This is a genomic window from Veillonella parvula, assembly GCF_032577575.1.
Classification (GTDB): Bacteria; Bacillota; Negativicutes; order Veillonellales; family Veillonellaceae; genus Veillonella.
Map to the genome: position 1 here is coordinate 165,253 of NZ_JAWFVO010000002.1, position 25,473 is coordinate 190,725.

General features: G+C 39.7%; 24 protein-coding genes. 2 read left to right on the forward strand and 22 right to left on the reverse strand.

The genetic code is table 11. The features are described from left to right. Nucleotide 1 precedes the first annotated feature (1 nt). The 6 genes from E7K77_RS04715 to glmS form a co-directional block, all read right to left on the reverse strand. Nucleotides 2-757: an amino acid ABC transporter ATP-binding protein gene (locus E7K77_RS04715; protein WP_004693856.1), complete on the reverse strand. Its 756-nt coding sequence runs from the start codon at nucleotides 755-757 to the stop codon at nucleotides 2-4. A 152-nt stretch (nucleotides 758-909) separates the two neighbouring features. After that, entirely contained in the window at nucleotides 910-1,566 is a 657-nt protein-coding gene (locus E7K77_RS04720; protein WP_004693858.1) for an amino acid ABC transporter permease, read from the reverse strand. A gap of 123 nt (nucleotides 1,567-1,689) precedes the next feature. Beyond that, on the reverse strand, nucleotides 1,690-2,502 hold the full coding sequence (locus E7K77_RS04725) for an amino acid ABC transporter substrate-binding protein (protein ID WP_227065538.1): 813 nt from the start codon (nucleotides 2,500-2,502) through the stop codon (nucleotides 1,690-1,692). 261 nt (nucleotides 2,503-2,763) lie between these two features. Beyond that, nucleotides 2,764-3,240, reverse strand: coding sequence for a hypothetical protein (locus E7K77_RS04730; RefSeq protein WP_008602920.1), 477 nt, complete (start codon nucleotides 3,238-3,240; stop codon nucleotides 2,764-2,766). A gap of 36 nt (nucleotides 3,241-3,276) precedes the next feature. Next, entirely contained in the window at nucleotides 3,277-4,263 is a 987-nt protein-coding gene (gene trpS / locus E7K77_RS04735; protein ID WP_227065540.1) for a tryptophan--tRNA ligase, read from the reverse strand. 56 nt (nucleotides 4,264-4,319) lie between these two features. After that, nucleotides 4,320-6,152: a glutamine--fructose-6-phosphate transaminase (isomerizing) gene (gene glmS, locus E7K77_RS04740; protein ID WP_325306332.1), complete on the reverse strand. Its 1,833-nt coding sequence runs from the start codon at nucleotides 6,150-6,152 to the stop codon at nucleotides 4,320-4,322. A 524-nt stretch (nucleotides 6,153-6,676) separates the two neighbouring features. On the opposite strand from glmS, the gene E7K77_RS04745 reads away from it, so the two are divergent. Beyond that, nucleotides 6,677-8,074, forward strand: a complete 1,398-nt coding sequence (locus tag E7K77_RS04745) for a hypothetical protein (RefSeq protein ID WP_325306334.1) — start codon at nucleotides 6,677-6,679, stop codon at nucleotides 8,072-8,074. Between the two features lie 119 nt (nucleotides 8,075-8,193). Here the strand turns inward: E7K77_RS04745 and E7K77_RS04750 are convergent, their stop codons facing one another. The 13 genes from E7K77_RS04750 to E7K77_RS04810 form a co-directional block, all read right to left on the reverse strand. Further along, entirely contained in the window at nucleotides 8,194-9,204 is a 1,011-nt protein-coding gene (locus tag E7K77_RS04750; protein WP_325306335.1) for a hypothetical protein, read from the reverse strand. Nucleotides 9,205-9,570: 366 nt separating this feature from the next. Next, nucleotides 9,571-10,923, reverse strand: a complete 1,353-nt coding sequence (gene glmM / locus E7K77_RS04755; RefSeq protein WP_325306337.1) for a phosphoglucosamine mutase — start codon at nucleotides 10,921-10,923, stop codon at nucleotides 9,571-9,573. Nucleotides 10,924-11,108: 185 nt separating this feature from the next. Next, complete coding sequence (locus E7K77_RS04760) at nucleotides 11,109-12,707, reverse strand: NAD(P)/FAD-dependent oxidoreductase (protein ID WP_325306338.1); 1,599 nt, start codon at nucleotides 12,705-12,707, stop codon at nucleotides 11,109-11,111. 216 nt (nucleotides 12,708-12,923) lie between these two features. Continuing rightward, nucleotides 12,924-13,850 (reverse strand): CdaR family protein, encoded by a 927-nt coding sequence (locus E7K77_RS04765; RefSeq protein ID WP_325306339.1) that lies wholly within the window; start codon nucleotides 13,848-13,850, stop codon nucleotides 12,924-12,926. Continuing rightward, on the reverse strand, nucleotides 13,847-14,659 hold the full coding sequence (cdaA, locus tag E7K77_RS04770; RefSeq protein ID WP_004697909.1) for a diadenylate cyclase CdaA: 813 nt from the start codon (nucleotides 14,657-14,659) through the stop codon (nucleotides 13,847-13,849). The genes E7K77_RS04765 and cdaA overlap by 4 nt, the downstream gene beginning before the upstream one ends. Nucleotides 14,660-14,776: 117 nt before the next feature. Beyond that, nucleotides 14,777-15,091, reverse strand: coding sequence for an XdhC family protein (locus tag E7K77_RS04775; RefSeq protein WP_004693881.1), 315 nt, complete (start codon nucleotides 15,089-15,091; stop codon nucleotides 14,777-14,779). Beyond that, a complete protein-coding gene (locus tag E7K77_RS04780; protein WP_325306341.1) occupies nucleotides 15,081-15,809 on the reverse strand; it encodes an XdhC family protein in 729 nt (242 codons plus the stop codon). Before E7K77_RS04780 ends, E7K77_RS04775 begins: the two co-directional genes overlap by 11 nt. After that, nucleotides 15,793-16,605, reverse strand: a complete 813-nt coding sequence (gene yqeB, locus E7K77_RS04785; protein WP_008602932.1) for a selenium-dependent molybdenum cofactor biosynthesis protein YqeB — start codon at nucleotides 16,603-16,605, stop codon at nucleotides 15,793-15,795. Before yqeB ends, E7K77_RS04780 begins: the two co-directional genes overlap by 17 nt. Beyond that, the gene (locus tag E7K77_RS04790) at nucleotides 16,602-17,324 is read right to left on the reverse strand and encodes a nucleotidyltransferase family protein (RefSeq protein ID WP_278456671.1); all 723 of its coding nucleotides are present in this window, start codon (nucleotides 17,322-17,324) and stop codon (nucleotides 16,602-16,604) included. Before E7K77_RS04790 ends, yqeB begins: the two co-directional genes overlap by 4 nt. A 6-nt stretch (nucleotides 17,325-17,330) precedes the next feature. Beyond that, on the reverse strand, nucleotides 17,331-18,089 hold the full coding sequence (gene yqeC, locus E7K77_RS04795; protein WP_008715366.1) for a selenium cofactor biosynthesis protein YqeC: 759 nt from the start codon (nucleotides 18,087-18,089) through the stop codon (nucleotides 17,331-17,333). A gap of 41 nt (nucleotides 18,090-18,130) precedes the next feature. After that, entirely contained in the window at nucleotides 18,131-20,428 is a 2,298-nt protein-coding gene (locus E7K77_RS04800; protein WP_316584270.1) for a xanthine dehydrogenase family protein molybdopterin-binding subunit, read from the reverse strand. Next, entirely contained in the window at nucleotides 20,428-20,880 is a 453-nt protein-coding gene (locus E7K77_RS04805; RefSeq protein WP_004693892.1) for a (2Fe-2S)-binding protein, read from the reverse strand. Before E7K77_RS04805 ends, E7K77_RS04800 begins: the two co-directional genes overlap by 1 nt. Then, nucleotides 20,880-21,662: an FAD binding domain-containing protein gene (locus tag E7K77_RS04810; RefSeq protein ID WP_325306348.1), complete on the reverse strand. Its 783-nt coding sequence runs from the start codon at nucleotides 21,660-21,662 to the stop codon at nucleotides 20,880-20,882. Before E7K77_RS04810 ends, E7K77_RS04805 begins: the two co-directional genes overlap by 1 nt. Nucleotides 21,663-21,817: 155 nt before the next feature. On the opposite strand from E7K77_RS04810, the gene E7K77_RS04815 reads away from it, so the two are divergent. Continuing rightward, nucleotides 21,818-22,702, forward strand: a complete 885-nt coding sequence (locus tag E7K77_RS04815) for an epoxyqueuosine reductase (RefSeq protein WP_325306349.1) — start codon at nucleotides 21,818-21,820, stop codon at nucleotides 22,700-22,702. A 195-nt stretch (nucleotides 22,703-22,897) separates the two neighbouring features. On the opposite strand, the gene yfbR is transcribed toward E7K77_RS04815, so the two are convergent. From yfbR to E7K77_RS04830, 3 genes are read right to left on the reverse strand one after another with little or no spacing between them, the layout of a single operon-like run. Further along, nucleotides 22,898-23,488 (reverse strand): 5'-deoxynucleotidase, encoded by a 591-nt coding sequence (gene yfbR / locus E7K77_RS04820; protein ID WP_042466674.1) that lies wholly within the window; start codon nucleotides 23,486-23,488, stop codon nucleotides 22,898-22,900. A 25-nt stretch (nucleotides 23,489-23,513) separates the two neighbouring features. Beyond that, the gene (locus E7K77_RS04825; protein ID WP_315307426.1) at nucleotides 23,514-24,371 is read right to left on the reverse strand and encodes a D-alanyl-D-alanine carboxypeptidase family protein; all 858 of its coding nucleotides are present in this window, start codon (nucleotides 24,369-24,371) and stop codon (nucleotides 23,514-23,516) included. Nucleotides 24,372-24,396: 25 nt separating this feature from the next. Next, nucleotides 24,397-25,326 carry a mechanosensitive ion channel family protein gene (locus tag E7K77_RS04830; RefSeq protein WP_316105043.1) on the reverse strand — a complete coding sequence of 310 codons (930 nt, stop codon included), beginning with the start codon at nucleotides 25,324-25,326 and terminating at the stop codon, nucleotides 24,397-24,399. Nucleotides 25,327-25,473: the final 147 nt, after the last annotated feature.

Here is a 25,473-nt window from a genome sequence, read left to right on the forward strand (position 1 = left end):
CCTATAACATATTATCCAAAAACGCTTTCGTTCTTTCGTTCTGCGGATGATTAAAAATTTGTTCTGGTGTTCCTTCTTCTTGGATAACACCATCAGCCATAAAGATAACACGATCCGATACTTCTCGAGCAAAGTTCATTTCATGGGTTACGATAATCATTGTCATGTGATCGTCTGCCAATTGTTTAATCGTCTTAAGAACCTCACCAGTAAGCTCTGGGTCGAGAGCAGATGTAGGTTCATCAAAGAGCATAATTTCAGGATTCATCGCTAGCGCACGGGCAATAGCTACACGCTGTTGCTGACCACCAGACAAGCGAGATGGATACATATTACGCTTTTCCCATAACCCTACTTTATTGAGTAATTGCTCTGCAATCGGTGAGATTTCATCATCTTTCATACCTTTTACCATACGTGGAGCAATCATAATATTATCTAATACCGTCATATGCGGGAACAAGTTGAAAGATTGGAATACCATCCCCATACGAAGCAATAATTCATGCTGAGTTTGAGGAGAAGCGTATTTTACAACCCCATTTTCAGTACTAGCAAGAACTGTACCATCAACGGTAATAGAGCCTCCATCAATCGTTTCTAACTGGCCCAAACAGCGTAAAAATGTGGATTTACCAGAACCAGAAGGTCCGATAATAGAAACGATTTCTCCTCTATTCATTTTGAGCGACACATCGCGTAATACTGATTGATTATTAAAGCGTTTTTCAATACGCTCCATATTTACAAATGTCATAAGTACCTCTTACGTCGTCATATTAAGTATATAACCAACACCTCAAGTAAAGATATCTCATCTACAAAATCACATCTATAGCATCAAATAAAAGTATCTCAACTATAAAACTAGCTACATCATTACATACGACAAACTATCATAGAATTAGATTAATCTTCGTATACAGCAAATCTTCGTTCTAAGTAGTTGAAGATATTCGTTAAAATAAAGGTAAAGATCAAGTAGAATAATGCTGCCACGAGGAATGCAGAAATATCAAAGTCACGTTGTACGATAGATTTTGTAATACGCAAAATATCATTCATCGCTAATACATATACAAGAGATGTATCTTTCAATAAGTTAATCGTCTCATTCGCAAGAGGAGGCAATACACGTTTAAACATTTGTGGCAAGATGATCTTACGCATAGTTTGTGCATAGGTAAAACCAAGCACTTTCGCCCCTTCGTACTGACCTCGAGAGATAGATTGAATGCCCCCACGGAAAATCTCACATAAATAAGCTGCATAGTTTAATACGAAGGTAAGAACTGCTGCCGTGGCATCATCCATTTGAATGGCACCGTCTGTGATGATTGGTAATGCATAATAGACGAATAAGATTTGTAGCATCAACGGCGTGCCCCGCATTAAATATACGAAAGCATCGACAAGCTTATCTACTAAAGGCAATTTAGATAGGCGTAACATAGCCATTAAAATGCCACCAGGAATAGATAAAATCCATACAATACAGAATAGCGATACGGTTACCTTTAAACCATCAGCGATAGTTGGGATAATCTGCAATAAATAATCTAACATGAAAGACTCCTTCAAAACACGACTAGAGAAGGGCCATCTGGCCGCTTCTCTAGTGTACATTTCGTTCTTTAATTATCAGTTGTACCTACTGACCATAGTACTATTAGTATATCACGAATTGTACTATTTAGCATCGCTCTTATCTAAGTCTGCGCCTGAGCCTAACCATTTTTCAGCGATTTTATCAGCAGTACCGTCTTTTTTCATTTCAGCTAAGATACCATTAATTTTGTCACGCAAAGCAGTATCATCTTTGCGGAAGCCAACAGCGAAATTATCAACACCGTAGTCAGTACCTTCTACGATTTTGTATTTACCAGGTTCTTTTGTCATGAGATAACGAGCGATTACACCATCAGCAATAACCGCATCAACACGACCAATACCAAGATCCATGAAGGCACTTACAAAATCCGCATAAGATTTTGTCTCTTTAACCGTCTTACCGCTTGGGTCGTTTTGCAATGCTGCTTCACCAGTACTAGCTTGTTGCACGCCTACTACCTTACCAGCTAAATCGGCTTTACCTTTAATGGAATCATCGTCATTACGAACAATGACATATTGTTTATCCTTCATATATGTATTGGAGAACAAAATATTTTTCTCCCGCTCAGGAGAAACTGTTAAGCCATTCCACAACGCATCAATTTTTTTTGATTTTAATTCCGCTTCTTTACTAGACCAGTCGATAGCTTTGAACTCTACATCCATGCCAGCACGTTTAGCTGCTTCTTTAGCCATGTCGATATCAAAGCCAACGATTTCACCTTTTTCATCTTTAAAGCCCATTGGAGGGAAACTATCATCTAAACCGATAACAACTTTCTTAGGCAATTCTGTATTAGCTTTTTTAGCGTCACCACCACAACCTGTTACAAATGCCATCATAGACACGGTTGCAAGGCCAACGGCCATCATCTTTTTCCAATTCATAACTATCCTCCACGGCAATTATCGCCTATTTACTACTTAATAATATGTTCAATACAGATTTAGATTCCGTACTTAATGATTGTATTATACTTTAGTTCATTAAAGTTGTAAATAGTTAATTCGATGAATTTTACATTTTTTATTTTACAGACTCTCCACATATATAGTTTATGATTCTAGATTCATTTGCTTTATGTTTCTGTAGTCCTATATTTATATTTCTGTATGACTATATTGTATGACGCTACGTACTTATATACGTTATGACTGCGTATGTTTATGAATGGCCTCAATCATCGCCATTTTATCCTTGTACGCCACCTGATGCAGATCAAGTGGTATCACATAGATCCCACCATGACCATTCATCGCTTGCAACTCACGCCATTCCTCAGTGAATCCAATAATATGCTCATAATCAACAAAGACAAAATATTCATCCCCATAGAATAAACTGTGAAAGTATTCTTTCACAGAAAAGGGCCTACGTTTTAACACGAGGCCCTTTTCACAGATAAAAGCTTGACTTTCACCTAATCTATGAAGGGTCCATAATATCACGAGCAACAACAGATAATACCATACACGTTCCGCCCAGTCTGAGGGCATATATTTTACAATCAACGCACACGCAACTAGACCGATGATGCGACCGGTCCACTGTATACCGCGATGTATTTCTAAGCTCTGTTGTACGGCACCTGATGAAAAGCGTTCCATCGCCTCTTGTTTCGTCATGGTTTACCTCACAAATTGAAAGTCTACTATATGATTTTATTTACGACACAAGCCCATAGCTTGTTCTACCTTTCGGTACATTACACTTGCTTTAGCATGCGCCTTAGCAGCCCCTTCATCAAGAATTACATCCAGTTCAGGGCTTGTAATCAATTCATTGTAACGTTGTTGAATTGGTTCAAGGGTTGCTACTAATAGATCAGCAATGTCGGATTTAAATACACCGTAACCTTTACCCGCGTACATTTCTTCGATAGCTTCGTAGCTGTCTTTTGTAATAGCACGGTAAATTCCCATCAAGTTAGAGATGCCAGGTTTATTTTCTTTATCGTAGCGAACCGCATTATCAGAATCAGTTTGAGCTCGTTTCAACTTTTTCACGATTAAATCTGGTGCATCCAAAAGACGGATTGTAGCATTTTGGTTATCATCAGATTTACTCATTTTCTTAGTTGGTTCTTGCAAGCTCATAACGCGAGCACCACCTTCGCCGACCTTGATATCAGGTACTACGAAAGTTTCACCGAATCTACGGTTAAAACGCTCTGCTAAATTACGAGTCAACTCGAGATGTTGCTTTTGGTCTTCCCCTACAGGAACATAATTCGTACCATATAGCAAAATATCTGCCGCCATCAACGGTGGATACGTAAGCAATGCAGTTGGAATAGAATCCCCTTGCTTTTGAGACTTATCCTTGTACTGAGTCATACGCTCTAATTCGCCAACATAGCTAATAGATTGCATAACCCAACCGAGCTTAACATGCTCAGGTACTTCGGATTGAACAAACAATGTTACCTTTTTAGGATCAAGTCCAACCGCAAGGTACAATGCAGCCAAATTACGAGTGTTTTGAAATAATTCTTTTGGATCTTGCGGTACCGTAATCGCATGTTGGTTAACGATACAATAGTAACATTCATCAGTATCTTGATAGTCTAAGAAATTACGTAAAGCCCCCAAATAGTTACCAAGTGTTAACTCCCCACTTGGTTGGATGCCGGAAAATATAACTGCCATAATAGTCTCCCTATATTGAAATAAACCAACAGTGCCAAAGCACTGTTGGTTATATATTATTCTACGGTTACAGATTTAGCCAAATTACGTGGCTTATCTACGTCTGCACCGCGTGTAATTGCTGCATAATACGCCAATAGTTGCAATGGTACAACTGCTAAGATTGGAGCGATAAATTTATTCGCACGAGGCACATAAATTGTGTGGTCTACATGTTTAGATAATTCTTCGTCACCTTTCATTCCAATACCGATTACAATAGCTTCACGAGCTTTTACCTCTCGGATATTACTGATCATCTTATCGTAAACATCCTCTTGTGTAGCCAATGCGATAACAGGTACGCCCTCTTCGATAAGAGCCAATGTACCATGTTTCAATTCGCCACCAGCATATGCTTCAGCGTGGATGTAAGAAATTTCTTTCAACTTCAAAGCACCTTCCATCGCTACTGCATAGTCGATAGCACGGCCCAAGAAGAATGCATCAGATTTGAAGCCATAATGTTTAGCAAAGGCTTTCATATCTTCGTCTACTTCAAAGATTTCATGAATCAAGGATGGTAAGTTTTTAACGCCGCTAAGAATTTCTTCGGCTAAGGCTGGATTCAACTTGCCATTCAATTGACCAAGGTATACAGCGAACAATAAGCCCGCTACTAATTGAGTAGTGTACGCTTTTGTGGACGCTACAGAAATTTCAGGGCCAGCCCATGTGTAAACTTTGTTATCTGCTTCACGAGAAATACTGGAACCAACAACATTGGTAATGGCCAATGATTTGGCACCAAGGCGTTTAGCTTCTTTCAAAGCCGCCAATGTATCGGATGTTTCACCAGATTGACTGATAACGATACATAATGTTTTATCATCAGTCAATGGGTTGCTGTAACGGTATTCAGATGCTATTTCCACATCAACCGGAATACGCGCCAAGTTTTCAATATATTGTTTTGTTACAAGCCCTGCATGGTATGCAGTACCGCATGCAACGATGAGAATTTTATTGAAAGCTTCTACATCTTCAGCAGTCCAATTTAGCTCATCGAAGATTGCTGTTTTACCATCTTCAGCGATATGTGTACCGAATGTATCGCGAACAGCTTTAGGTTGATCATGAATCTCTTTCAACATGAAATGCTCATAACCGCCTTTTTCTGCTGCTTCAGCGTTCCAATTTACATGGAATACCTCTTTATCAACAGGGTTAGCTTCACGGTCGAATACGGATACATTATCACGAGTTACGATAGCTAATTCACCATCGCTCAAGATGTATGTATCACGTGTGTAGTTAATGATAGCTGGAATATCGGATGCTACAAAGTTTTCACCTTTGCCAAGGCCGATAACCAATGGGTTTTCTTTTTTAGTACAGATGATTTTATCTGGCTCATCGGAGCAGATGATTTCAAGAGCATACGCACCATCAACACGAGCTAGCATGCGACGTACGGTGCCCACGAAATCGCCATCGTACATATCCTCTAACAAATGAGCTACAACTTCTGTATCAGTTTCAGATTTGAAATGGTACCCTTTTGCAAGGAGCTCTTCTTTCAAAGGCATGTAGTTTTCAATAATGCCGTTGTGTACAACAGCAAATTTACCATCTTCAGATGCATGAGGGTGGGCGTTCATATCGGATGGACGACCATGTGTAGCCCAACGTGTATGACCAATGCCTACAGTTCCTTCATTAGGATCTGCTTTCACAACTGCCTCAAGATTAGCAAGACGGCCAACCTTCTTTTGAATTTTAATTACATTTTCAGGGCCGATAACAGCAATACCTGCAGAGTCATAACCACGGTATTCTAACTTTGCCATACCGTCCAACAAGAAATCAGATGCTTGATTAAAGCCAATGTATCCTACGATACCGCACATACGTATATCCTCCTATAACTGGGGGTATTTCTAGCCCCAGCAAAAACTAAGGCTAACTAATTAATGTTCTAGATTAATATTCTATTTAATGAATTAAATATTAGTTCAATACAATTCATTCAGATATACTTTGTCCCCATCGTTACCGATGGGCTTTTTAATACCTGTTACGACATGAATATGCCGGAAGAGCATCCGCTGATGACTCGATCACTCTTCACCTCGTCTACCCTAACGACTGCCTTCGCGGGTACTTGCGCTATTCGCCTTTACGAATTTGGAATTCCTTTCTATGATATACGGCAGAATCAGTACAAAATAAAATATGTACTGACGTATATTATACTAAAAAAATCGATAAAAAGTAAACCACCACAGATAATTCAAAAGGAATAAAAAAGATTGATTCTATGCTTCACGTCCTTTTCATTGTAAGAAATTATACTTCTATCATTCTAAATTTTACACAATTAGATTTTGTTGTATTTTCAAAATGTATGTATATAATTTGGGAGATGATAATCATGAATAAAACAACTATAAAGAAGCAACATAAAATTAAAAAGAATAGTTTGTCATATAGAAAATTGCGTCGTTGGGTATTACCTGCAGTCCTTGGTGCAGCTCTGTCGACATTAGCGGTTATCCCAACCTTAGCCGTAGAGACTCAAACTAGTACTAACGTAGCAGTTGTAACCTCAACAGAACAAACTAAAACAGTACCCTCCGCACAAGGAAGCACACCTCCAAACGGTGCTCCTAATGGTATGGAACCACAAGCCGAAGTAGATCCTAATACTTTCAAAGGCACAACTATCGTTACAGAAAACAAATCTATTGCTCATGAGTCGATGACAAACACAACAGCCGATCAGAATGCTTTTATCGGTAAAAATAAAGCAGTCGTAAACATCGAAAATAGCGTATTTGATAAAACTGGTAACACTACAAGCGATGATAACAGCAATTTTCGTGGTCAAAATGCAGTAGTCCTCAGCATTGACGGCAGTCAAATCAACATCAAGGGTAGCAATATTACATCTAACTCTAAAGGTTCTAATGCAGTCTTTGCCACTGGTGAAAACTCGGTTATCAACGTAGAAAATACTAATATTCACACAAAAAGCGATTCCTCTCGTGGTTTAGATGCTACTTACAAAGGTACTGTAAATGGCAAAAATCTAACTATCACCACTGAAGGGGCTCACTCCGCTACACTTGCTACAGATCGCGGAGAAGGCACTATCACCGCAGAAGCAGCAAAACTCACCACATCTGGCGAAGGCAGTCCTGTTATCTACTCCACGGGTAATATTATGGTAAACAATGTCAACGGCATAGCGAATAACAGTGAAATTGGCGTCGTAGAAGGTAAAAACTCCATAACCCTTACAAACTCCAATGTAACTGGCTACAAAGACAATGGTTTTATGCTATATCAAAGCTTCTCTGGTGATGCTGAAAGCGGTATTGCTCGTCTGAAAGCAGAGAATAACACACTCACAACTCACGCTACAGGTGCGTTCCTCTATGTAAACAACACCACTGCTGAAGTAGACTTTTCTAACAATGCAATCTCTATGCCGAACACATCTACCCTAGTGAAAGCAGCTGCTGACTCCCGTTGGGGAAAAACTGGTGAGAACGGCGGTCACCTCACACTCCGCACATCTAATCAAGAACTAAGCGGTAATATTATGGCCGATTCAATCAGTACCATCGCTCTTGACATGACAAATGGATCTAGCCTTGTAGGTGCTGTAAACACAGACAATACGGCTAAAGAAGTAACAGTGAAACTCAGCAAAGACTCCAATTGGATACTCACAGGCGACAGCTATGTAAAATCCTTGAGCAACGAAGACACAACCGGCAGTAACATTCAATTGAATGGATATAAACTTGTTGTGGCTGATAAATAATATCAAAAGCACTACTCTGAATAATTGCAATTCAAAGTAGTGCTTTTAATTTGTTAAACTTACTTCTATATCAGTTTAAATATATAAATCATCTTTATATAAATCTACCAATAAGCAGATTAAAAATTATGAGTTAAACAGTCTATTAAATAGCAACCATATATTGGCCATAGTTTTAGTTCAACTGTAGGTTTAAAGTTTTCATCTTTAATTTTATGTTCCAACAAATTTAGATTTTCTAAATCATCTTCCCAACTTTTGATATATTCCTGCTTTTCTTCTTCACTATCAAAGTCTTCGTCCATTTTTGCATCTTCAATGCATGCCAATATTTCTGTTCGTTGCTTGTCCACTTCTAGATGGTATTGGTCATATTGGTTCATAGTCCAAAGGCCAAAATAATAAGGGCCGTAATTTAGGTCACAAGAGCTTTTAGCCTTTTCACATTCTTCTAAGAATAATTTGTACTCATCTAATACATAATAGGCATTAAAGATATCAAACTCCCAAATTTCATCATCTCGCTGATATGCAGGATCTCCACCAATCTTAATTTTCTTCAAATAATCAAGGGATTGGATTTTATTTCCTAAATACACATCACAATAAGCTATACAAAGAAGTAATCGCATTCTATTTGGACAGTTTTCAAGTAACTGCACAAAAATGGTCTTTGCTTTTTCATATTCTTTGAGTTCAAATAAACATACCGCATAGCCAAAGTTCATTTCATAATTATCTAATATGCTTCGTCCCTTTTCATAAGTCAGTAAGCTTCTCTCCAATTCCTCTACTGAGCCCTTTTCTGCATAAGATGTAAAATGATATAAAGCCACCCCTCGGTAGGTCTCTATATATGGAGAGTTTAGCTTTACCGCTGCAGATAGATACTCATATTCTTTTATATTGCCCTCATCATTATAATAAAATGCCAAATTAGTATAAACTTTAGCTTTTTCAACATCATTTAATTCATCGCTATATTTTGCTAAGAACTCCTCCAAGATAAGCTGTGAATTTTTCTCTCTCCATGCTTGTGACTCAGCATCTGCAAGCTCACAAGCAGAATCAACACTATTCGGGCACTCATTAAGGAGAATCTCAGCCTCCCCTTGATTTATATTTTTCATATTACACCTTAACTATTAAACCAATACAATTAAACTATATAGCTATAATAACATAAATCATGCCCTATGTACGTATTTGCAAAGCACCATCCCATCTCTTAACTATCTAAGAGATGAATTACATCATCTCTGCTATCGGCCTCTCCATACCCGAAATAACTCTTATGAGTAGAAATGACCGTGCAATAGTGACGGTTCCATTCGGTAATCATCCTAAATAAATATAAAATAAATACCCTCCTATATATGTTCCTGCAGCGACTTTACGTAGGACGGAGCAAAGGGACATATATAGGAGGGTATACCTTTAATATAAAAGTTGTAGAATGGAACCAAACGGAATGGTATCAAACTACTCATCAAGAGTTATTCAGCTAACCCTTGTTCTCTACCGATAATATCAGCAATTTCTTGGCATAGGGATTGTAGTTCTTCTTGGTTAGGACCTTCAGCCATGACGCGAATAAGTGGTTCGGTCCCTGATGCACGTACTAAAACGCGACCTTCGTCACCAAGTTCTCCTTCAGCTGTTACGATAGCAGCTTTGATGAGGTCATTGTCTTCCCAGCCAGTTTTTGTAGCTACACGAACATTTACAAGAACTTGTGGGTATTTTGTCATAATGCCAGCCAATTCAGAAAGAGGTTGCTTTTTCTCCTTCATAAGAGCCGCCACTTGAACAGCTGTTAACATGCCGTCACCAGTGGTGTTGTGATCTAAAAAGATTACGTGACCAGATTGTTCACCACCAACGGAAAGATTATGTTCACGCATGTATTCCAATACATATCGATCACCAACAGCAGTGGAAACTGTTTTCATACCAAGTTCTTCTGCTGCTTTATGGAATCCAATATTACTCATAACGGTACCAACTATGGTATCCCCTTTAAGTTTGCCTTCTTCTTTCAACTTAAGTGCACATAGCAACATGATTTGATCACCATCGAGGACTTGACCTTTTTCATCAACCAATAAACAGCGGTCAGCATCGCCATCATTAGCAATACCAAGGTCTGCATTATGTTGTTGTACGGCTACTTGTAAGCCTTCAATGTGTGTGGAACCACAATGATGATTGATATTCAACCCATCTGGATTCACATTAATATTGATGACTTTAGCCCCTAGTCCAGACAAAATTTCCGGACCTACACTGGACGCTGCGCCATTAGCACCATCATAAACGATAGTCAAACCTTCAAGGGACGTATCGATTGTGTGACGTACAAAATGAGCATATAAATGAGCCAAGTTACTATTGAACTCAATTTTACCAATACCATCACCAGTAGGACGTACCAATTCATTATCTGCACTTTGACGAACATATTTTTCCAATTCATCTTCCACTTCATCAGGTAATTTATAGCCATTACCATCAAAGAATTTAATGCCATTATCTGGATATGGATTGTGAGATGCAGAAATAACAGCACCTGCATCAAAACCTTGTTGACGTACAAGGTACGCTACTGCTGGAGTTGGGATAACGCCTGCAATTACTACATTACCACCAACAGAGCAAATGCCCGCCGCTAATGCACTTTCAAGCATAGAACCAGAAATTCGCGTATCGCGACCAATCAAGAACGTAGGGTGATCCTTTTTCTTACCAAAATGCGTTCCTGCCGCACGACCTAAATGATAGGCTAATTCCGGCGTTAAAAACTCATTAACAACACCACGTACACCATCTGTACCAAATAAACGAGCCATAATTATCCTCCTCTAAGGATTTGTGAAAGTTTCACAAGTCTATATATCTACCGTGTGTATCTTTTCAATAATTACTGTTGTGTATTATATCATAATATAGAAAGCATACCTACTATAAAGTCACATCTATATTACATAAATAGTATGAATCTATACTGTAATTCAATTCATCAGTATAATTCCCACTAATTAGGTTTTGCGTATTTTGCCATACATAAAATGGCCGTTTCCGCGCCATCAAGGGCAGCACTCATAATTCCCCCTGCATAGCCAGCCCCCTCACCCATAGGATAGAAACCTCCTACAGTAGGAGAAATGCGTTCTTCATTGCGTCCCATACGGAGCGGCGCAGAGGTACGTGTTTCAACGCCTGTCATACACACCGCAGGATCATCAAACCCTCGGATGCGACGCCCCCAGTATGGCAAGGCACGCTCTAATACGGATGTAACGAATAATGGCAAGCAATCATGTAAATCGCAATTTACAACACCTGGCTCGTAACTATATATACTATTTTGTACACTAGGTGCTTGTGAAAGTCCTAAAAACTGTCCTACAGTTTGTGCAGGCGCATGGAAGTTAGAACCGCCCAACTCATAGGCCTTGCGTTCCCATTCTCGTTGAAATGCGACGCCATCTAATGGATGAGTACCAAAGTCATCTGGACCTACGTTGACTACGATAGCACTATTAGCAACACCGCTATCCCGAGCGTATAAACTCATGCCATTTACGACAACGCCACCATCTTCAGAGGCAGATGCTACTACTTGACCTCCTGGGCACATACAGAAGCTATATGCAGTACGACCTGATTCTTTATCGTGGTATACGAGAGAATATTCCGCTGCACCAAGGCCCAAACTAGATGGATCTACACCATATTGAGACTCATCAATTACAGCCTGATCATGCTCAATACGAACACCGATAGCAAATGGTTTTGCCGTCATTTCCACATTGCGTTTATAAAGCATTTCATATGTGTCACGTGCACTATGGCCTACACCAGACAAAACAACAGTCGTATCAATACGCTCACTACCATTAACTTCAACGCCTACGATACGGTCATTTTCAATAAATAAATCCGTTACCTTAGAACCAAAGCGAACTTCACCGCCCCATTCGATGATGCGCTCACGCATAGCTTTTACCATGGTACGCAATTTATCAGTACCTACATGAGGTTTATGTTTATATAAGATTTCTTCAGGCGCGCCAAACTCTACAAAGTATTTAGATATTTCATGTAACCGCGGATGGGTAATGCGAGTTGTTAACTTACCATCGGAAAAAGTTCCTGCGCCGCCTTCCCCAAACTGTACGTTGGACTCAGGCTTAAATATGCCCTTTTTCCAAAATGTCTCTACATCATGACTACGTGTATCTACATCTTGACCGCGTTCAAGTACGATTGGGCGATAGCCTTCACGAGCTAAGTAAAAGGCTGCCAGCATCCCCGCAGGGCCAAAGCCCATAACTACAGGACGATGTGCTAATGGTACAGCCCCCAAAACGATAGGTTCTGGATCTTCTGCAGCAAATACAGATACATCCTTTTCTTTACCAAGCTTTCTCATGACTTGAGCTTCATTATGAACCTCAATGAATAGGGTATATACAAAAACAATGTTTGGCTTCTTACGGGCATCTACGGCTCGTCGAACAACATGAATCGTTTCGATAGCGCCACGCAACGGGGGATATTTCTTTTCTACAATACTTTTGATATCCGACTTAACCGTAACAGCCACGCGGAGATTTATTATTCTAATCATATCTTTCCTATTAAAGCCTCCCTTTTAGGTGAGCCTACTTCTTTAATCTTTGACCAAAATTCTTTACCACTTGACCAGTAAAAAAATAGTCATACATCTTTATTATACAACACTCCTATAAAAGCTAATATATAAATCATAAAAAGGCCCTAATAGAGAAATATTCACTCTATTAGGGTCTTTGTTGCAAGATTTCAAAGCCTCACAAAAAACTTATCATCCATTAAGTACTTTCTTTTGTATTTCTACTTTCACCCGTACCGTTGTGGTATTGCTATTAACCCCATTCGGTAATACTAAATTATAGTTACCCTGTACAGTTTCAGTAGCACCCGATACATCGATAGGTTCCGTTTGTATTTCTGTAACGGAATTAATCATTTCTTCACGACCTGTAACTGTTAATTGCGTTGGTGTAGCAGACGTGGATTTAACTTCATAACCTTCTGCTACTGTACCAACAGTCGGAACAGTAATAGGAACCGCCTTTTCTTTACGTAATAAGTTGAGTTCGTATTGTGCTTGGCCTTGGTTTGGATTAATATGTACATCCAGTACATTACCTGCCGTATCCCAAGCTTCTAAAGTACTAACAGCGCTAAAGTTCTTCGTTTGACCAGCCACATTGACTTTCATCACAACCTTGCTCACTGCATTAACTTGTTGCTTACGACCAGAAATAGTTACCTCTTTCGGCACAATCGTTACCGATTTCAAAGCAATATCATCAGAGAACTTGCCGATTGGAACTATTTCAACAGGAATCGTTTTCTCTGCATATTCATCAACATTGATGATGATGTTATCTGGTTTAACCTCCACAAGATTCATCCCTGCCGGAGGCGTAAAATTAATAGTTACATTATTTTGACCTGGTTTTACACCAGATGCATCAATATAAGCCCGTAAATTATCTGATTTCATAGACATAATGGTATCACGTGGACCAGCCAGAACAACACGGACCACATCTGGTGCATCTTCTATGATATAGCCAGAATTGAGATTTTGAACCTGAACAGGTATTGTATAGGTTACTTCCATCACAGGGTTCTGATCGCGCATAATAAAGAACCACATGACGATAGCCGCTAGCAAGGATAATAATTTAGCAGGCCAATTGCGTTTCAAATGAATCATCATTTATTTGCCCTCCATTTCCACATACTAGTAATGGTTTGACGAGGGCGTTCCATAAAGGTGCGCAATGCCTCTTTAATTTGATCCTCTGGTAAATGGCGATAAATATGACCCCCATATGTATAAGAGATGGTCCCTGTTTCCTCACTGACAACGACTACGACAGCGTCTGTTTGCTCAGATAAGCCAATAGCTGCACGGTGACGTGTACCTAGTTCAGTACTCAATGTGCGGTCCTCAGTCAACGGCAACAAGCAGCCCGCTGCACGGATTCGCCCATCACGAATAATCAAGGCCCCATCATGAAGCGGTGTACTAGGAACAAAGATATTTTTAATCAACTCGCGACTCAATACAGCATCGATAAGAATACCAGTATCTACAAAGTCATTGAGACCTACTTCACGTTCAAAAACGATAAGTGCCCCCGTATGTTCGCGAGACATAACGCGAGCCGCAGCCATCACTTCATTAATGGCCATATCCATTTCTTCTTCGTTTACATTTTGTGCCTTGCTGAAAATTCGGCCACGCCCCAATTGTTCTAGAGCACGACGCAATTCAGGTTGGAATACAACGGGTAACGCAAAAAGAAGAACGGTCATACTTTGTTGCAAAATCCAGTTGATAACGTATAGATTTAACAGATGACTCAATAAATTTAAAATTGCCAACATAACGAGACCTTTTAAAAGAGAAACGGCCCGTGTATCTTTAAGCAATTTATATAAATAGTAAATACCAATAGCAACGATTATGATATCAACGATATCAAGAAGCCTAAAGGTATGTATAAGTGCGTCAATATGCATAAAAATAGCTCCTTATACAAAATAATAAGGTACAATCAATTCTTTGACTGTACCTTATATTTTAACTCATTTTGAGAGTACTGTAAATTTATAAACAAACGCTGAATGAGATTTTTATTAGATGTTTTGTGTTTCAATCCAAACATCCATTTGGCCCCCACAAACCATGCCTTCTTTAACAGCTACGTCATCATCGAGATGAACATCGATACGACGGTGAGCTTCTTTTTTATTCAAAGAGTCCACCGCACTTAGGCGGATTTCATTTTCCGCACGGCCGCCGCCGATAGTACCAAAAATAGATCCATCAGGAAATACAACCATAGATGTACCAGCTTTACGAGGTGTGGATCCACAGGTATATAAAATAGTGGCTACTGCTAAGGTTTCGTTTTTACGTTCACTAAGGTATTCAATAAACTCACGATTCATGGATCACTCTACCTTTCCGCAATGAGCCGCCTTTTTTACCACGCACCACTGCCAAATATTCACTAACGATAGATAATGCAATTTCCTCAGGCGTTTGAGCTCCTAAATCTAGACCAATAGGCGCATATACCATATCTAACTCATCTTGAGTCCATCCCTGCTCACGCAACACTTCAAAAGCGTGATGGATGCGTTTTTGGCTGCCCATAACGCCCATATAGGTAGGCAAGTACCCTCGTAATTGTTCTAAGCATATATTATCGTACTCATGAGCACGTGTCACAATGATAAAACCAGTATATTCATCAAGAGGTAAATCGTTCTTGAAGTTTTCTAAAGGTAAGCATTTACGTATGACACGTTCATCAAAGAATTCAGGAACTACATATTCTGGACGATCATCTACGACTGTAACACGACATCCAATAAACAACAGCAAATCTGTAATCGCTCGGCTAACATGACCTGCGCCTAATACGAGAACTGACGGATCATTTTCTACAGGTTGTACGAAACACTCCATTTCGCCTACCATGCATAGAGAATTTAGCTTTGCTTTATCTACAGTAAACCCTTCAATAGGAGTTCCGTATAGAACCCTTCCATCTTCAGCATAAATAGTCTTATCCCCTTGACGAGGACCGGATAGAACAGTAACCATCACAGTAGTTTCAGCAACCTGTAGACGATCTTTCATCACATCATAAATTGTTTCCATCTAGATTCCTTTCATAATCCCAAGCGGTAACAGCCTCTAATACACCTCCACCGACAGCAAGGGATTTATCTGAAATACTATAGCAATGAGACTCTTCACAACGAGCATCCACATCAGCCAACTTAAAATGATCTGATACGATGAGCCCACTTTTTAAAATGCCTCGTAGAATACCTGTAATTTTCGCTCTTACTGGTTCTTCATCAACATAACCAATTACTTCATTAGCTTGTACAGAATCTCCAATATGACGTTTTGCTGTAAATAGTCCAGCCTTTGGAGAATGAATAACACGCTCATGAGTGTAGCCACCTACATTTCCAGGGATACCCGTATTAGGTTGAGCTGGTCCATCATAGATACAGCGACCTAATGAATGACCACGCATCGTTTCAATGACTACATCTACATCTTCTCCAGCAATAAATCCAGGGCCCACACCGATAACGAGATCTGCATCATCCCGTTTTGTACCAAGATTCTTTTTACTCAAAATAGCATCGACTACAATCTCTGGTTTTAAAGTGTCCAATAATTCCTCATATGAGCTAGTGACAACGGGGATGATTTCCTGTGCCAATGTATCCTTCACTTCACTAAGAGACACATGACGAGCAACAAAACGTTCCAAAATCATTTCTCCACGATGAACCGCATTACCGTAACATACTTCGCGGCGAATCATGGTAGGAATCGCTATTTCACTAATTACAACGGGATAGCCCGCCCGTCTCAATCTATATACAGCGCCGGAAGCAATGTCTCCGCCTCCACGCATGAGTACCAATGGTTTCATAATGCCTCACTTTCACGATGTTTCAAACGCTCAAAATCATCGGGTGTATCGATATCGTCGCCAATATCATCACTAATCCATAATTTCACGACATGGGCTTTACCATCACCATGAATAATGGTCTTCCCCCCTTGATCCCCTTGAATCTGTTGTAAATAATCAAACCAATGAGAACCAAAGAGAACGGGATTTCCCGAGTGATAATTTGCCCCATAATGTGGAACGACGATAGTTTTCGGATGAAAGTTTTCATTAAACGCACGAATGACCTCGTGTACAACAGCACTCGTCAGAAGTGGTTGATCTCCTACTGAACAGAGAATACCGTCTAGCGGTATGGATGACGTATTCATCAAATGACGTACTCCCATCGCTATGGATACGCCTTGCCCTAGTTCAGGATGGTCATTTCGAATGGCTTCAAAACCATAGTTTGTGACAATTGGTTCTAATTTCTCATGATCATCACCAGTAACCGCCACAAAAGGTAGCCTACACGATACAGTAGAAGCCACCTGTCCACCCCATCCACCTTGAAGAGCCCCACAGACCGCATCTAGAACAGTCTTACCACGCCAGGGCAAGAGTTGCTTATTACATCCCATACGCTTGGATTGTCCTCCCACAAGGAGGACAATGCCAATATGCAAAGGATGACGGTCTATGGGGTCTCTCATGGGACTAAAAGCGGTGTTACAATTTGCTTTCATAATAGTCATGAGTACCTACCGACATTGAATAATGCGACGGATTTCACAACTTGCTTTATATCCATCAGCCAAAATGATAGCCGTAATATCACTATCAACAATATGATCAATAAAATCATCGATAATGCGATGTTGCACTGTTTCATAACCAGTACAGAATAATATTTTCTTACCTTTACTGTATTGGAATAAACCTTGCCTATGCAAAACAAGATCAGCCAACATACGAGGAGTTACAATAGCCCCCATATCGCGTTTTACAATATCTTGAACAAGCTCGATATTATGTACGTGCTCATCATCTAACGGGGCCCCTAGCATTTGTAGATTCACGAGGCCAATCGTAGTCTTTGTAAGAGATGGAATGACAGGTTCGGTCATCTTAGGTGCCTTGAGCCATTTTTCCTTCGCCCCATCTGCTTCTACAACAATTTGCCAATTGGGATGTAACTTGGATAAACCATCGATGAGATCACAATCTAAAGAGTCTACTTTTGTTCCTGTAATTCCAGCGAACCACGCACCACAATAGCCACGTAAAAGTCGGTCAGTACAATACTCATCAGCTTCATTAATATTACGAGTATAAATCGGTTCATAATGAGCCACCTGAGACTCATAAAGTCGAGTCGTAGTCGTAACTACGATGGGCTGACCTTTCAGCCGTCCATATTCTACTAGTTTTGAAAGCACAGTCGTTTTACCGCCTGCCCCAACAAGGGCAACGATTCCCGGCTGAATCAATCGATTCCAATAGGATGTTTGTGATGTCATAGAACCAGGCCTCCTTAGAAAGTAAAAAGAACTAGAAATCTCTATACTTTATATTTCTCGTCCATAGCCATAAATACCTTCTCAGGTGTCATAGGTAATGTACGAATATCCGCACCAACTGCATTTTTAATGGCATGTTGGATAGCAGGGCACCCCGTATTGATGACAACCTCACCAATAGATTTAGCTCCGAAGCCACCTGTAGGCTCGTAAGATTCTACAAAGTCTGTATGTAATTCACCAATATCCTGACGGGTTGGGATTTTATAAGTCATAAGATTGTTTGTTTCCAAACGACCATTGTTGGAATAGCGTACATCTTCATATAAAGCCATGCCGATAGCTTGTACTACACCACCCTCAACTTGAACGCGAGCCAATTTAGGATTGATAACAGTACCACAATCAACGCAAGAATAGAAATGAAGAGGAATAACCTTACCTGTTTGTTTATCTACCTTCACCTCAGCAATAGATGCCATAAATGGAGGTGGGGATGTATGACTCCCCCATGTAGCAAAACCAGACAATTGCTCCGCATTAACACCAACTAATAATTTTGGTGCCAATTGATGGATATCCATTGTTTTAGCACCATCTTTTGTGGTAGCTACAACGCCGTCAAAGTCAACGTTTTCAACGTCAGTTTCAAAGAATTGAGCGAATTTAGCAATAATCTTAGTGCGCAATTCTTCTGCCGCCATCTTAGCAGCAGTACCTGTTACATAGGTTGTACTAGATGCGTAAGACCCTGGATCGAATGGTACGATATCTGTATCTGATTCAATAACAGTCATATATTCCATAGGACAGCCGATTACTTCACAGGCCATTTGAGTCAATACGGTATTAGACCCCATGCCCATATCAGAAGACCCAGTATACAATGTATAATTACCATCGTCACCAAGGCGAATTTCAACAGATGCCACATCGATATTTGCGACACCAGAGCCTTGTAATGCTAAAGCCATGCCAAGTCCACCGCGGTAGCGCTCATCGATATCCCAAGAATGAGGGCGTTCATCCCAACGAGCCATTTCTTTTACGCGATTTACAGTATCTTGGAAAAGACCAGAATCAAGATATTCATCTGGAGCATATACTAAGCTTTGTTCACCTTCCGCTATTAAGTTCTTCTGACGTAATTCAGCTGGATCAATCCCCATCTTATCAGCTAACTGGTTTACTGCACATTCTAATGGCCACAATGCTTCTGTTGCACCATATCCACGGAAAGCACCACCCGGAGTTTGATTAGTATACACACCTTCTGTACCATAATGAACAGCAGTCGCTTTGTTGTACAAAGGTACAGATTTATGTTCGCCAGCCGTTGTAGTAGTGAAGCAATGAGTTGCATGTGCACCAGCGGCTGTGATGGAGTCCATATCAATAACTTTAATAATGCCATCTTTTGTAGCACCTACGCGGATTTTCCATTCACGAGCATGACGTGTAGTAGAGCACGTTTGTGCTTCTGTACGATCGTATAAGAGATAACAAGGTTTTTTCAATGTCCACGCTACAAAGGCCGTCATAATTTCTGTACAAGCCGTTTGTTTAGAGCCGAAACCGCCGCCGATACGAGGCTTAATAACACGGACTTTTGTGGCCGGAATACCGAGTGCACGAGCGATGTGACGGCGTACATGGAATACGATTTGCGTCGAGGATACGATAACTACACGACCTAGCGCATCTATATATCCAAAGCTTTGGAATGGTTCCATCGCTGTTTGGCGTGTGGCCTGGTCAAAGTATGTGCCTTCTGCCACGTAATCACATTTAGCAAGTTCTGCTTCCACATCTCCTACCCGTTTGTGATAGGATACGCAAATATTGCGTTTGTAATCTTGTCCTACAGGGATATTATTGTGAATATCATCTTCAGGATGTACTATAGTTTCATGGTCGATAGCAGTGTGCATATCAAGCACAGGTTTCTGTACTTCGTACTCAACCTTGATAAGAGGCATAGCTTTTAGCGCTGTAGCTTCATCTTTTGCTACGATGAGAGCTACTTCGTCTCCAACATAACGAACTACAGGGTCTAAGATGAGCGCATCATAAGCGGATGGCTCTGGATATGTTTGACCTGCTAATGTGAATCGCGTATTAGGCACATCTTCATAAGTAAAAATAGCTTCTATGCCAGGGATCAATTTAGCTTTAGATGTATCAATAGATTTGATGCGCGCTTGAGCATGAGGGCTACGAAGAACCTTAATAACAAGCGCATCTTTGGGAACAAAATCGCCAGTATAAGACGGTTTACCAGACAAAATACCTTTTGAGTCAACTTTGTCATAAGACTTACCAATATGCTTGTTCATCATTATAGGCCTCCTTCTAAGAATTTACGAACTCCTCGAAGTTGTGATTCATAACCAGTACAGCGGCACAAGTTACCTATAAGGTATTCGCGAATTTCATCATCGCTAGCCTTTGGATTTTTGCGTTTCAAATTGATAGCACTCATCATCATGCCAGTTGTACAAAAACCACACTGATCTGCGCCTTCACTTGCGATACAAGCCGCCAATAATTCAGCTTCCTCTTGTAAACCTTCTAATGTAGTAATCTTATGGCCTGGCGCACGAAATGTAGGATAAGCACAGGACAAAATAATTTCGTCATCCACCCATACAGTACAAAGGCCACAGTTTGTGGTATCACAGCCACAGCGGACACTGTAATAGCCAAGATTACGCAATGTGTCTAGCAACATCTCATCAGTTGGCACATTAACAGTTACATTTTTGTTATTAATATTAAGTACGAGTTCCATTATTGTGCCACCTCCTTAGCTAAGCGTTGAACCATTGCTTTTACCATCTCCATGCGATATTCTTTGGACGCATGAGAGTTAGATTGATACACTAGTTCTTCAGATGCCAATTGACCTGCCTCTTTTGCGGCAGATAATCCTTTTTCTGAAAGCAAAGCACTTGCTTTAACAGCTAATTGAGGTACACCAGGTCTTGTACCGATATACAATTCAACGCCTTTTTCATCATGGCGAAGAGCACCTGTCAATAACGGGAAATCACCACGAGAGATGCGAAGGGCTTCAACAGCTACAGGTACATCTACTTTAGGGATGCGAATCTCCACGAGAATATCACGTTCTCTATATGTCATATAGTCTTGCATGGACATACGACCACCTTTAAAGGTAACGATGTCTGCATGCACGGCCAATAGCGCAGGAATGATATCAGAGAAGCCAAATTTACTTGCTACAGAACCGCCCATGGTAGCAATATTTCTAAATTGAACGCCAAGAATCTCCTTAACACCTTTAACTACGACACCGCCGCAGAATTGTTGTAAAGGCTCAAAACGTTCCACATCTCCTTGTGTCGCCATAGCGCCAATTACAAACTCCTTATCTTCTTCACGAACATAACGCAAATCAAGACTCGCCATATCAATCACTGATGGCCAAGTACGTCGTCCTAGACGCAGCCAACAGCCTCCCGCTAGCATAGGAGCAGTTTTGTTCTTTGTGGCTAATTCATAAGCCTCTTCCACCGTCTTCGGTTGTAATACTTTCATAAATGCTAACATAATCTGTCCTCTCAATGGTATACTAATACTAACAGAATTACGGTGCTAACTATAAAAATACAGTTCTCACCAAACTACAAACTTAACAAAAAACTATAGAATCTCGTGCATTTCTTATACTTTTATTTTACCAATTATTTACCACTAAATCTACGATGAAAGATATAAATTTACAGGAAATTTGCAAAGAATTACATATTTATGAATTTGGAATTGCCTCATGGCCACTACCTGAACAGGCCAAAACTATTTTATTTGAAAGCAACCCATGCCCCTTTACTACGGCAGATGTAGAGGCAAGACTACTAGGAACGACTCGGTTTATGCCCAAAAGTGCCATCGTTTGTCTATTCCCGTACCATGTAGAACACAAAGGCCGATCCAATCTATCGCGCTATACATGGTCAACAGATTATCACCTGGTCATTAATGAATATTTAGAACGTCTTATTGAAAGATTACAAATAATTGATGACTCGGCTCAGTTCTCCATTCATTGCGATACCTCTCCTTTAGCCGATCGGTACATGGCCTACTTGGCAGGTCTCGGCTTTTATGGAAAGAACAACTGTTTTATCAGTCCTAAGTGGGGTTCTTATGTCGTTATTGGTACGATTTTAACAACACTAGAGCTTGAGCAAAATGCCCCCCTTGAGCAGTCCTGCATGGGATGCAATCGTTGTATTACAGCGTGCTTAGGTCAATGTTTAGGCCATGACGATTTTAAATACAACACTTGTAAAAGCTTCTTGACGCAGAAAAAAGGAGAGCTCACTGATGAAGAGGAACATATTCTCGCTAAAACTCCACTCGTATTTGGTTGTGATGTATGCCAAGAGGTGTGTCCTCACAATAAAGATATTCCAACTACGCCTATCCCTGAATTTCAACAGATTGAGCCGTATGTCAATATAGACGAACTAGAAGCACTAACGAACAAAGAATTCAAAGCAAAATATGGCCATCGAGCCTTCTCGTGGCGAGGTAAAAAAATACTAATGAGAAATCAAGAGATTATAGATAGAAAAAGTAAACTATAACACTCAATAAGACATAATAATTAACAAATACACTTATAATAATTTTTATTAAGCAAACTAACAAAAATTTGATAAAGCATTAGCAAAATAATCTACAAATTTTTAGAATCAAAAAGAGACGGCCAAAATGAACTGCACCCCCAAAATTGTGTCCAATTTTGGGGGTACAGTTCAAGAAGTCGTCTCTTTTAGTAATTATTTAATTTCGTAATAGTTCAACTCATCCAAACTCTTACCAAGAGCAGGGATATATATTTCAAGAAACATATCTACCTCAGGCATATTTAGATTTTTCAACTTAGCTAAGATAGAGTCATGTGCCTCTTTAAACTCATCATTCCCTGCCTTGAGCTCTTTGACGCATTTCATATAGGCTGAAATTATATCGGCAGCCTTAACGAGAGGCCATTCTGGACTAGCCTCTGCATCAACAAGTATAGGCTTATAAACAGATTGTAACCGATCTGGCAAGGTTGATAGCATTTTTTCTTGCGCCAAAGTTTCAACCTCACCATACAGTTCACGCAACTTTGGATCAAAATACTTGATTGGTGTCGGCATATCTCCTGTAAAGATTTCGCTCACCTCATGATACATGGCTATGACAGCTACCTTATTAATATCTACATTTCCTCCAAAGTATTCATTTTTTATAGCTCCCAAGTTGTGTGCTACCATAGCCACTTCAAGGCTATGTTCTTGAATATTTTCTATTTCCGTATTTCGCATGAGGCTCCATCGATTGATAAAGCGCATGCGTTTTAAAAATGCAAAAAATGAACTCATATGTCCCCCATTACACAATAGGTCCTTAAATTACCCCACGGAGTTTAAATCCATAATCAAGGAATTGTACAGCTTCTTCCCAACGATTATCATCATTAAGCATAACTACAATCATAGTATGGCCCTTCCGTGTGGCAGACGCAATCAAACATTCTCCTGCTGCATTTGTAAAACCTGTTTTCAAGCCATTCGCACCTGGATATTTATTGCGAATAAAATGGTTTGTAGTACGAATTGTTTCTGGTGCACGGTTTTGATACGGCACCTTGTAATAATCATTAGCAACCTTGTCACGGAACATTTGGTATTTCATGCCGTACGCTGCAATCATCGCTAAATCACGAGCCGTAGAATGGTGACCCTTTTGTGTTAATCCATGAGGGTTCAAGAACACACTATTCTTTGCACCCGCTTTTGCAGCAATGCGAGTCATATCCTTAGCAAATTTATCTACAGAACCACTTACATTTTCGGCTACTACAACGGCCGCATCATTGCCACTAGCAACCATCATACCTTCAAGAACACCTTCCAATGTAATCTGATCGCCTACGCGAACCCCAAGGTTTGATTCTTCCATGCTCGTTGCATAGCTACTTATCGTAGCTAATTCATCAAGCTGTGTGCCCTTTAGTTCTAAAGCAGTTAACAAGGTAACCATTTTCGTAGTACTAGCTGGATGCATCCACTTATCTGGATTCTTTGCAAATAAAATTTCTTTTGTATCTGCATCAATAAGGACTACGGCCTCACCAACAGTAGAAGGAGGTGTAATGTATGCAGCTTGAGCAACACCAGCACCTATAAATACGATTCCTATAAAAGTTATGGCCAATACTAATTTCTTATAAAACATATGAATATTCGTCGTTAAAAGTGTCATCACTCTCGTTCTACCTTCCAGTATCCTAACTTTCAAGACTATTATCTATTTCTACATTTGTAGTAGTTGCTTTTTTCTTTGTTCCTTTAATTTCACCTGTCGATGTATCTACATTTTGAATATATACTACACGTTGAGGATATGGAATGTCGATGCCATATTTATCAAAGGCATCTTTTACATCAGACATAATGCTGTATTGAACATCCAGGAAATCGTTCGACTTAACACGAGCATAAGCAGCAATTCGTACAGAATTATCTCCAAATTCAGAAATACCTATTTCCATATTCTTCGGATTAAGGACACGTTTATCTGCTGCAAAAATATTTTTTAAGATTTTTATTGCCTCATGATGATCATTATTATAACCAATGTCAAACGTAAATGGGATAACCCGTTCTGTAGTATAAACAATGTTAGTTACAGCTTGTGATGTAAGAAGAGAGTTAGGTATGTATACATTCTTTTGATCTTTTGTAGTAATAACTGTATACATAAATTGGATTGATTTAACACTGCCGACTACATCACCCACCTGAATAACGTGACCCGCTCTAAAAGGCTTGAAAATAAGAATTAATAAACCAGATGCTAAATTAGAAAGGTTATTCTGTAAGGCGAGACCAATACCTAAACCAAAAGCACCAAAAGCAGCTATAAAAGATGTTGTAGGAACACCGATTTGGTTTAAGCAAATCAATACTAACCCTACTAGCAAGGCGTAATTAATAATTTGAGTGATAAAGCTCATTGCTGCTGAGTCATAGGAAGCTTTTGTCATAATGCGAACTGCAAAAGCTTTTACCCATTTAATAGCATATCGCCCTATCCAAAATAAAATTAACGCTAATAAGATATTTCCAGCTTGTGCAAAGAACCAGTCTCTTATTTGAATTAATATATTAGCGTCTTTAAAAAGAAATTCAGAAACAGCACTTAAGAAATTAGCCATAATAACCATCCATAATATAAATCTATACAATAACAAATATACGTCTCAACATAATGTAAATATAATAACAGTAAACATATATGCTATAATTTTACATATGCATTCGCAATACGATAATAAAGATATTATATCGTTATATTCCATATA

Excerpts from the sequence above, each read along its gene's own strand:
- E7K77_RS04715 (WP_004693856.1), bottom strand. The coding sequence starts at position 757 with ATGACATTTGTAAATATGGAGCGTATTGAAAAACGCTTTAATAATCAA.
- E7K77_RS04720 (WP_004693858.1), bottom strand. The coding sequence starts at position 1,566 with ATGTTAGATTATTTATTGCAGATTATCCCAACTATCGCTGATGGTTTA.
- E7K77_RS04725 (WP_227065538.1), bottom strand. The coding sequence starts at position 2,502 with ATGAATTGGAAAAAGATGATGGCCGTTGGCCTTGCAACCGTGTCTATG.
- E7K77_RS04730 (WP_008602920.1), bottom strand. The coding sequence starts at position 3,240 with ATGACGAAACAAGAGGCGATGGAACGCTTTTCATCAGGTGCCGTACAA.
- trpS (WP_227065540.1), bottom strand. The coding sequence starts at position 4,263 with ATGGCAGTTATATTTTCCGGCATCCAACCAAGTGGGGAGTTAACACTT.
- glmS (WP_325306332.1), bottom strand. The coding sequence starts at position 6,152 with ATGTGCGGTATCGTAGGATACATTGGCTTTAATCAAGCATCTGATTTC.
- E7K77_RS04745 (WP_325306334.1), top strand. The coding sequence starts at position 6,677 with ATGAATAAAACAACTATAAAGAAGCAACATAAAATTAAAAAGAATAGT.
- E7K77_RS04750 (WP_325306335.1), bottom strand. The coding sequence starts at position 9,204 with ATGAAAAATATAAATCAAGGGGAGGCTGAGATTCTCCTTAATGAGTGC.
- glmM (WP_325306337.1), bottom strand. The coding sequence starts at position 10,923 with ATGGCTCGTTTATTTGGTACAGATGGTGTACGTGGTGTTGTTAATGAG.
- E7K77_RS04760 (WP_325306338.1), bottom strand. The coding sequence starts at position 12,707 with ATGATTAGAATAATAAATCTCCGCGTGGCTGTTACGGTTAAGTCGGAT.
- E7K77_RS04765 (WP_325306339.1), bottom strand. The coding sequence starts at position 13,850 with ATGATGATTCATTTGAAACGCAATTGGCCTGCTAAATTATTATCCTTG.
- cdaA (WP_004697909.1), bottom strand. The coding sequence starts at position 14,659 with ATGCATATTGACGCACTTATACATACCTTTAGGCTTCTTGATATCGTT.
- E7K77_RS04775 (WP_004693881.1), bottom strand. The coding sequence starts at position 15,091 with ATGAATCGTGAGTTTATTGAATACCTTAGTGAACGTAAAAACGAAACC.
- E7K77_RS04780 (WP_325306341.1), bottom strand. The coding sequence starts at position 15,809 with ATGGAAACAATTTATGATGTGATGAAAGATCGTCTACAGGTTGCTGAA.
- yqeB (WP_008602932.1), bottom strand. The coding sequence starts at position 16,605 with ATGAAACCATTGGTACTCATGCGTGGAGGCGGAGACATTGCTTCCGGC.
- E7K77_RS04790 (WP_278456671.1), bottom strand. The coding sequence starts at position 17,324 with ATGACTATTATGAAAGCAAATTGTAACACCGCTTTTAGTCCCATGAGA.
- yqeC (WP_008715366.1), bottom strand. The coding sequence starts at position 18,089 with ATGACATCACAAACATCCTATTGGAATCGATTGATTCAGCCGGGAATC.
- E7K77_RS04800 (WP_316584270.1), bottom strand. The coding sequence starts at position 20,428 with ATGATGAACAAGCATATTGGTAAGTCTTATGACAAAGTTGACTCAAAA.
- E7K77_RS04805 (WP_004693892.1), bottom strand. The coding sequence starts at position 20,880 with ATGGAACTCGTACTTAATATTAATAACAAAAATGTAACTGTTAATGTG.
- E7K77_RS04810 (WP_325306348.1), bottom strand. The coding sequence starts at position 21,662 with ATGTTAGCATTTATGAAAGTATTACAACCGAAGACGGTGGAAGAGGCT.
- E7K77_RS04815 (WP_325306349.1), top strand. The coding sequence starts at position 21,818 with ATGAAAGATATAAATTTACAGGAAATTTGCAAAGAATTACATATTTAT.
- yfbR (WP_042466674.1), bottom strand. The coding sequence starts at position 23,488 with ATGAGTTCATTTTTTGCATTTTTAAAACGCATGCGCTTTATCAATCGA.
- E7K77_RS04825 (WP_315307426.1), bottom strand. The coding sequence starts at position 24,371 with ATGACACTTTTAACGACGAATATTCATATGTTTTATAAGAAATTAGTA.
- E7K77_RS04830 (WP_316105043.1), bottom strand. The coding sequence starts at position 25,326 with ATGGCTAATTTCTTAAGTGCTGTTTCTGAATTTCTTTTTAAAGACGCT.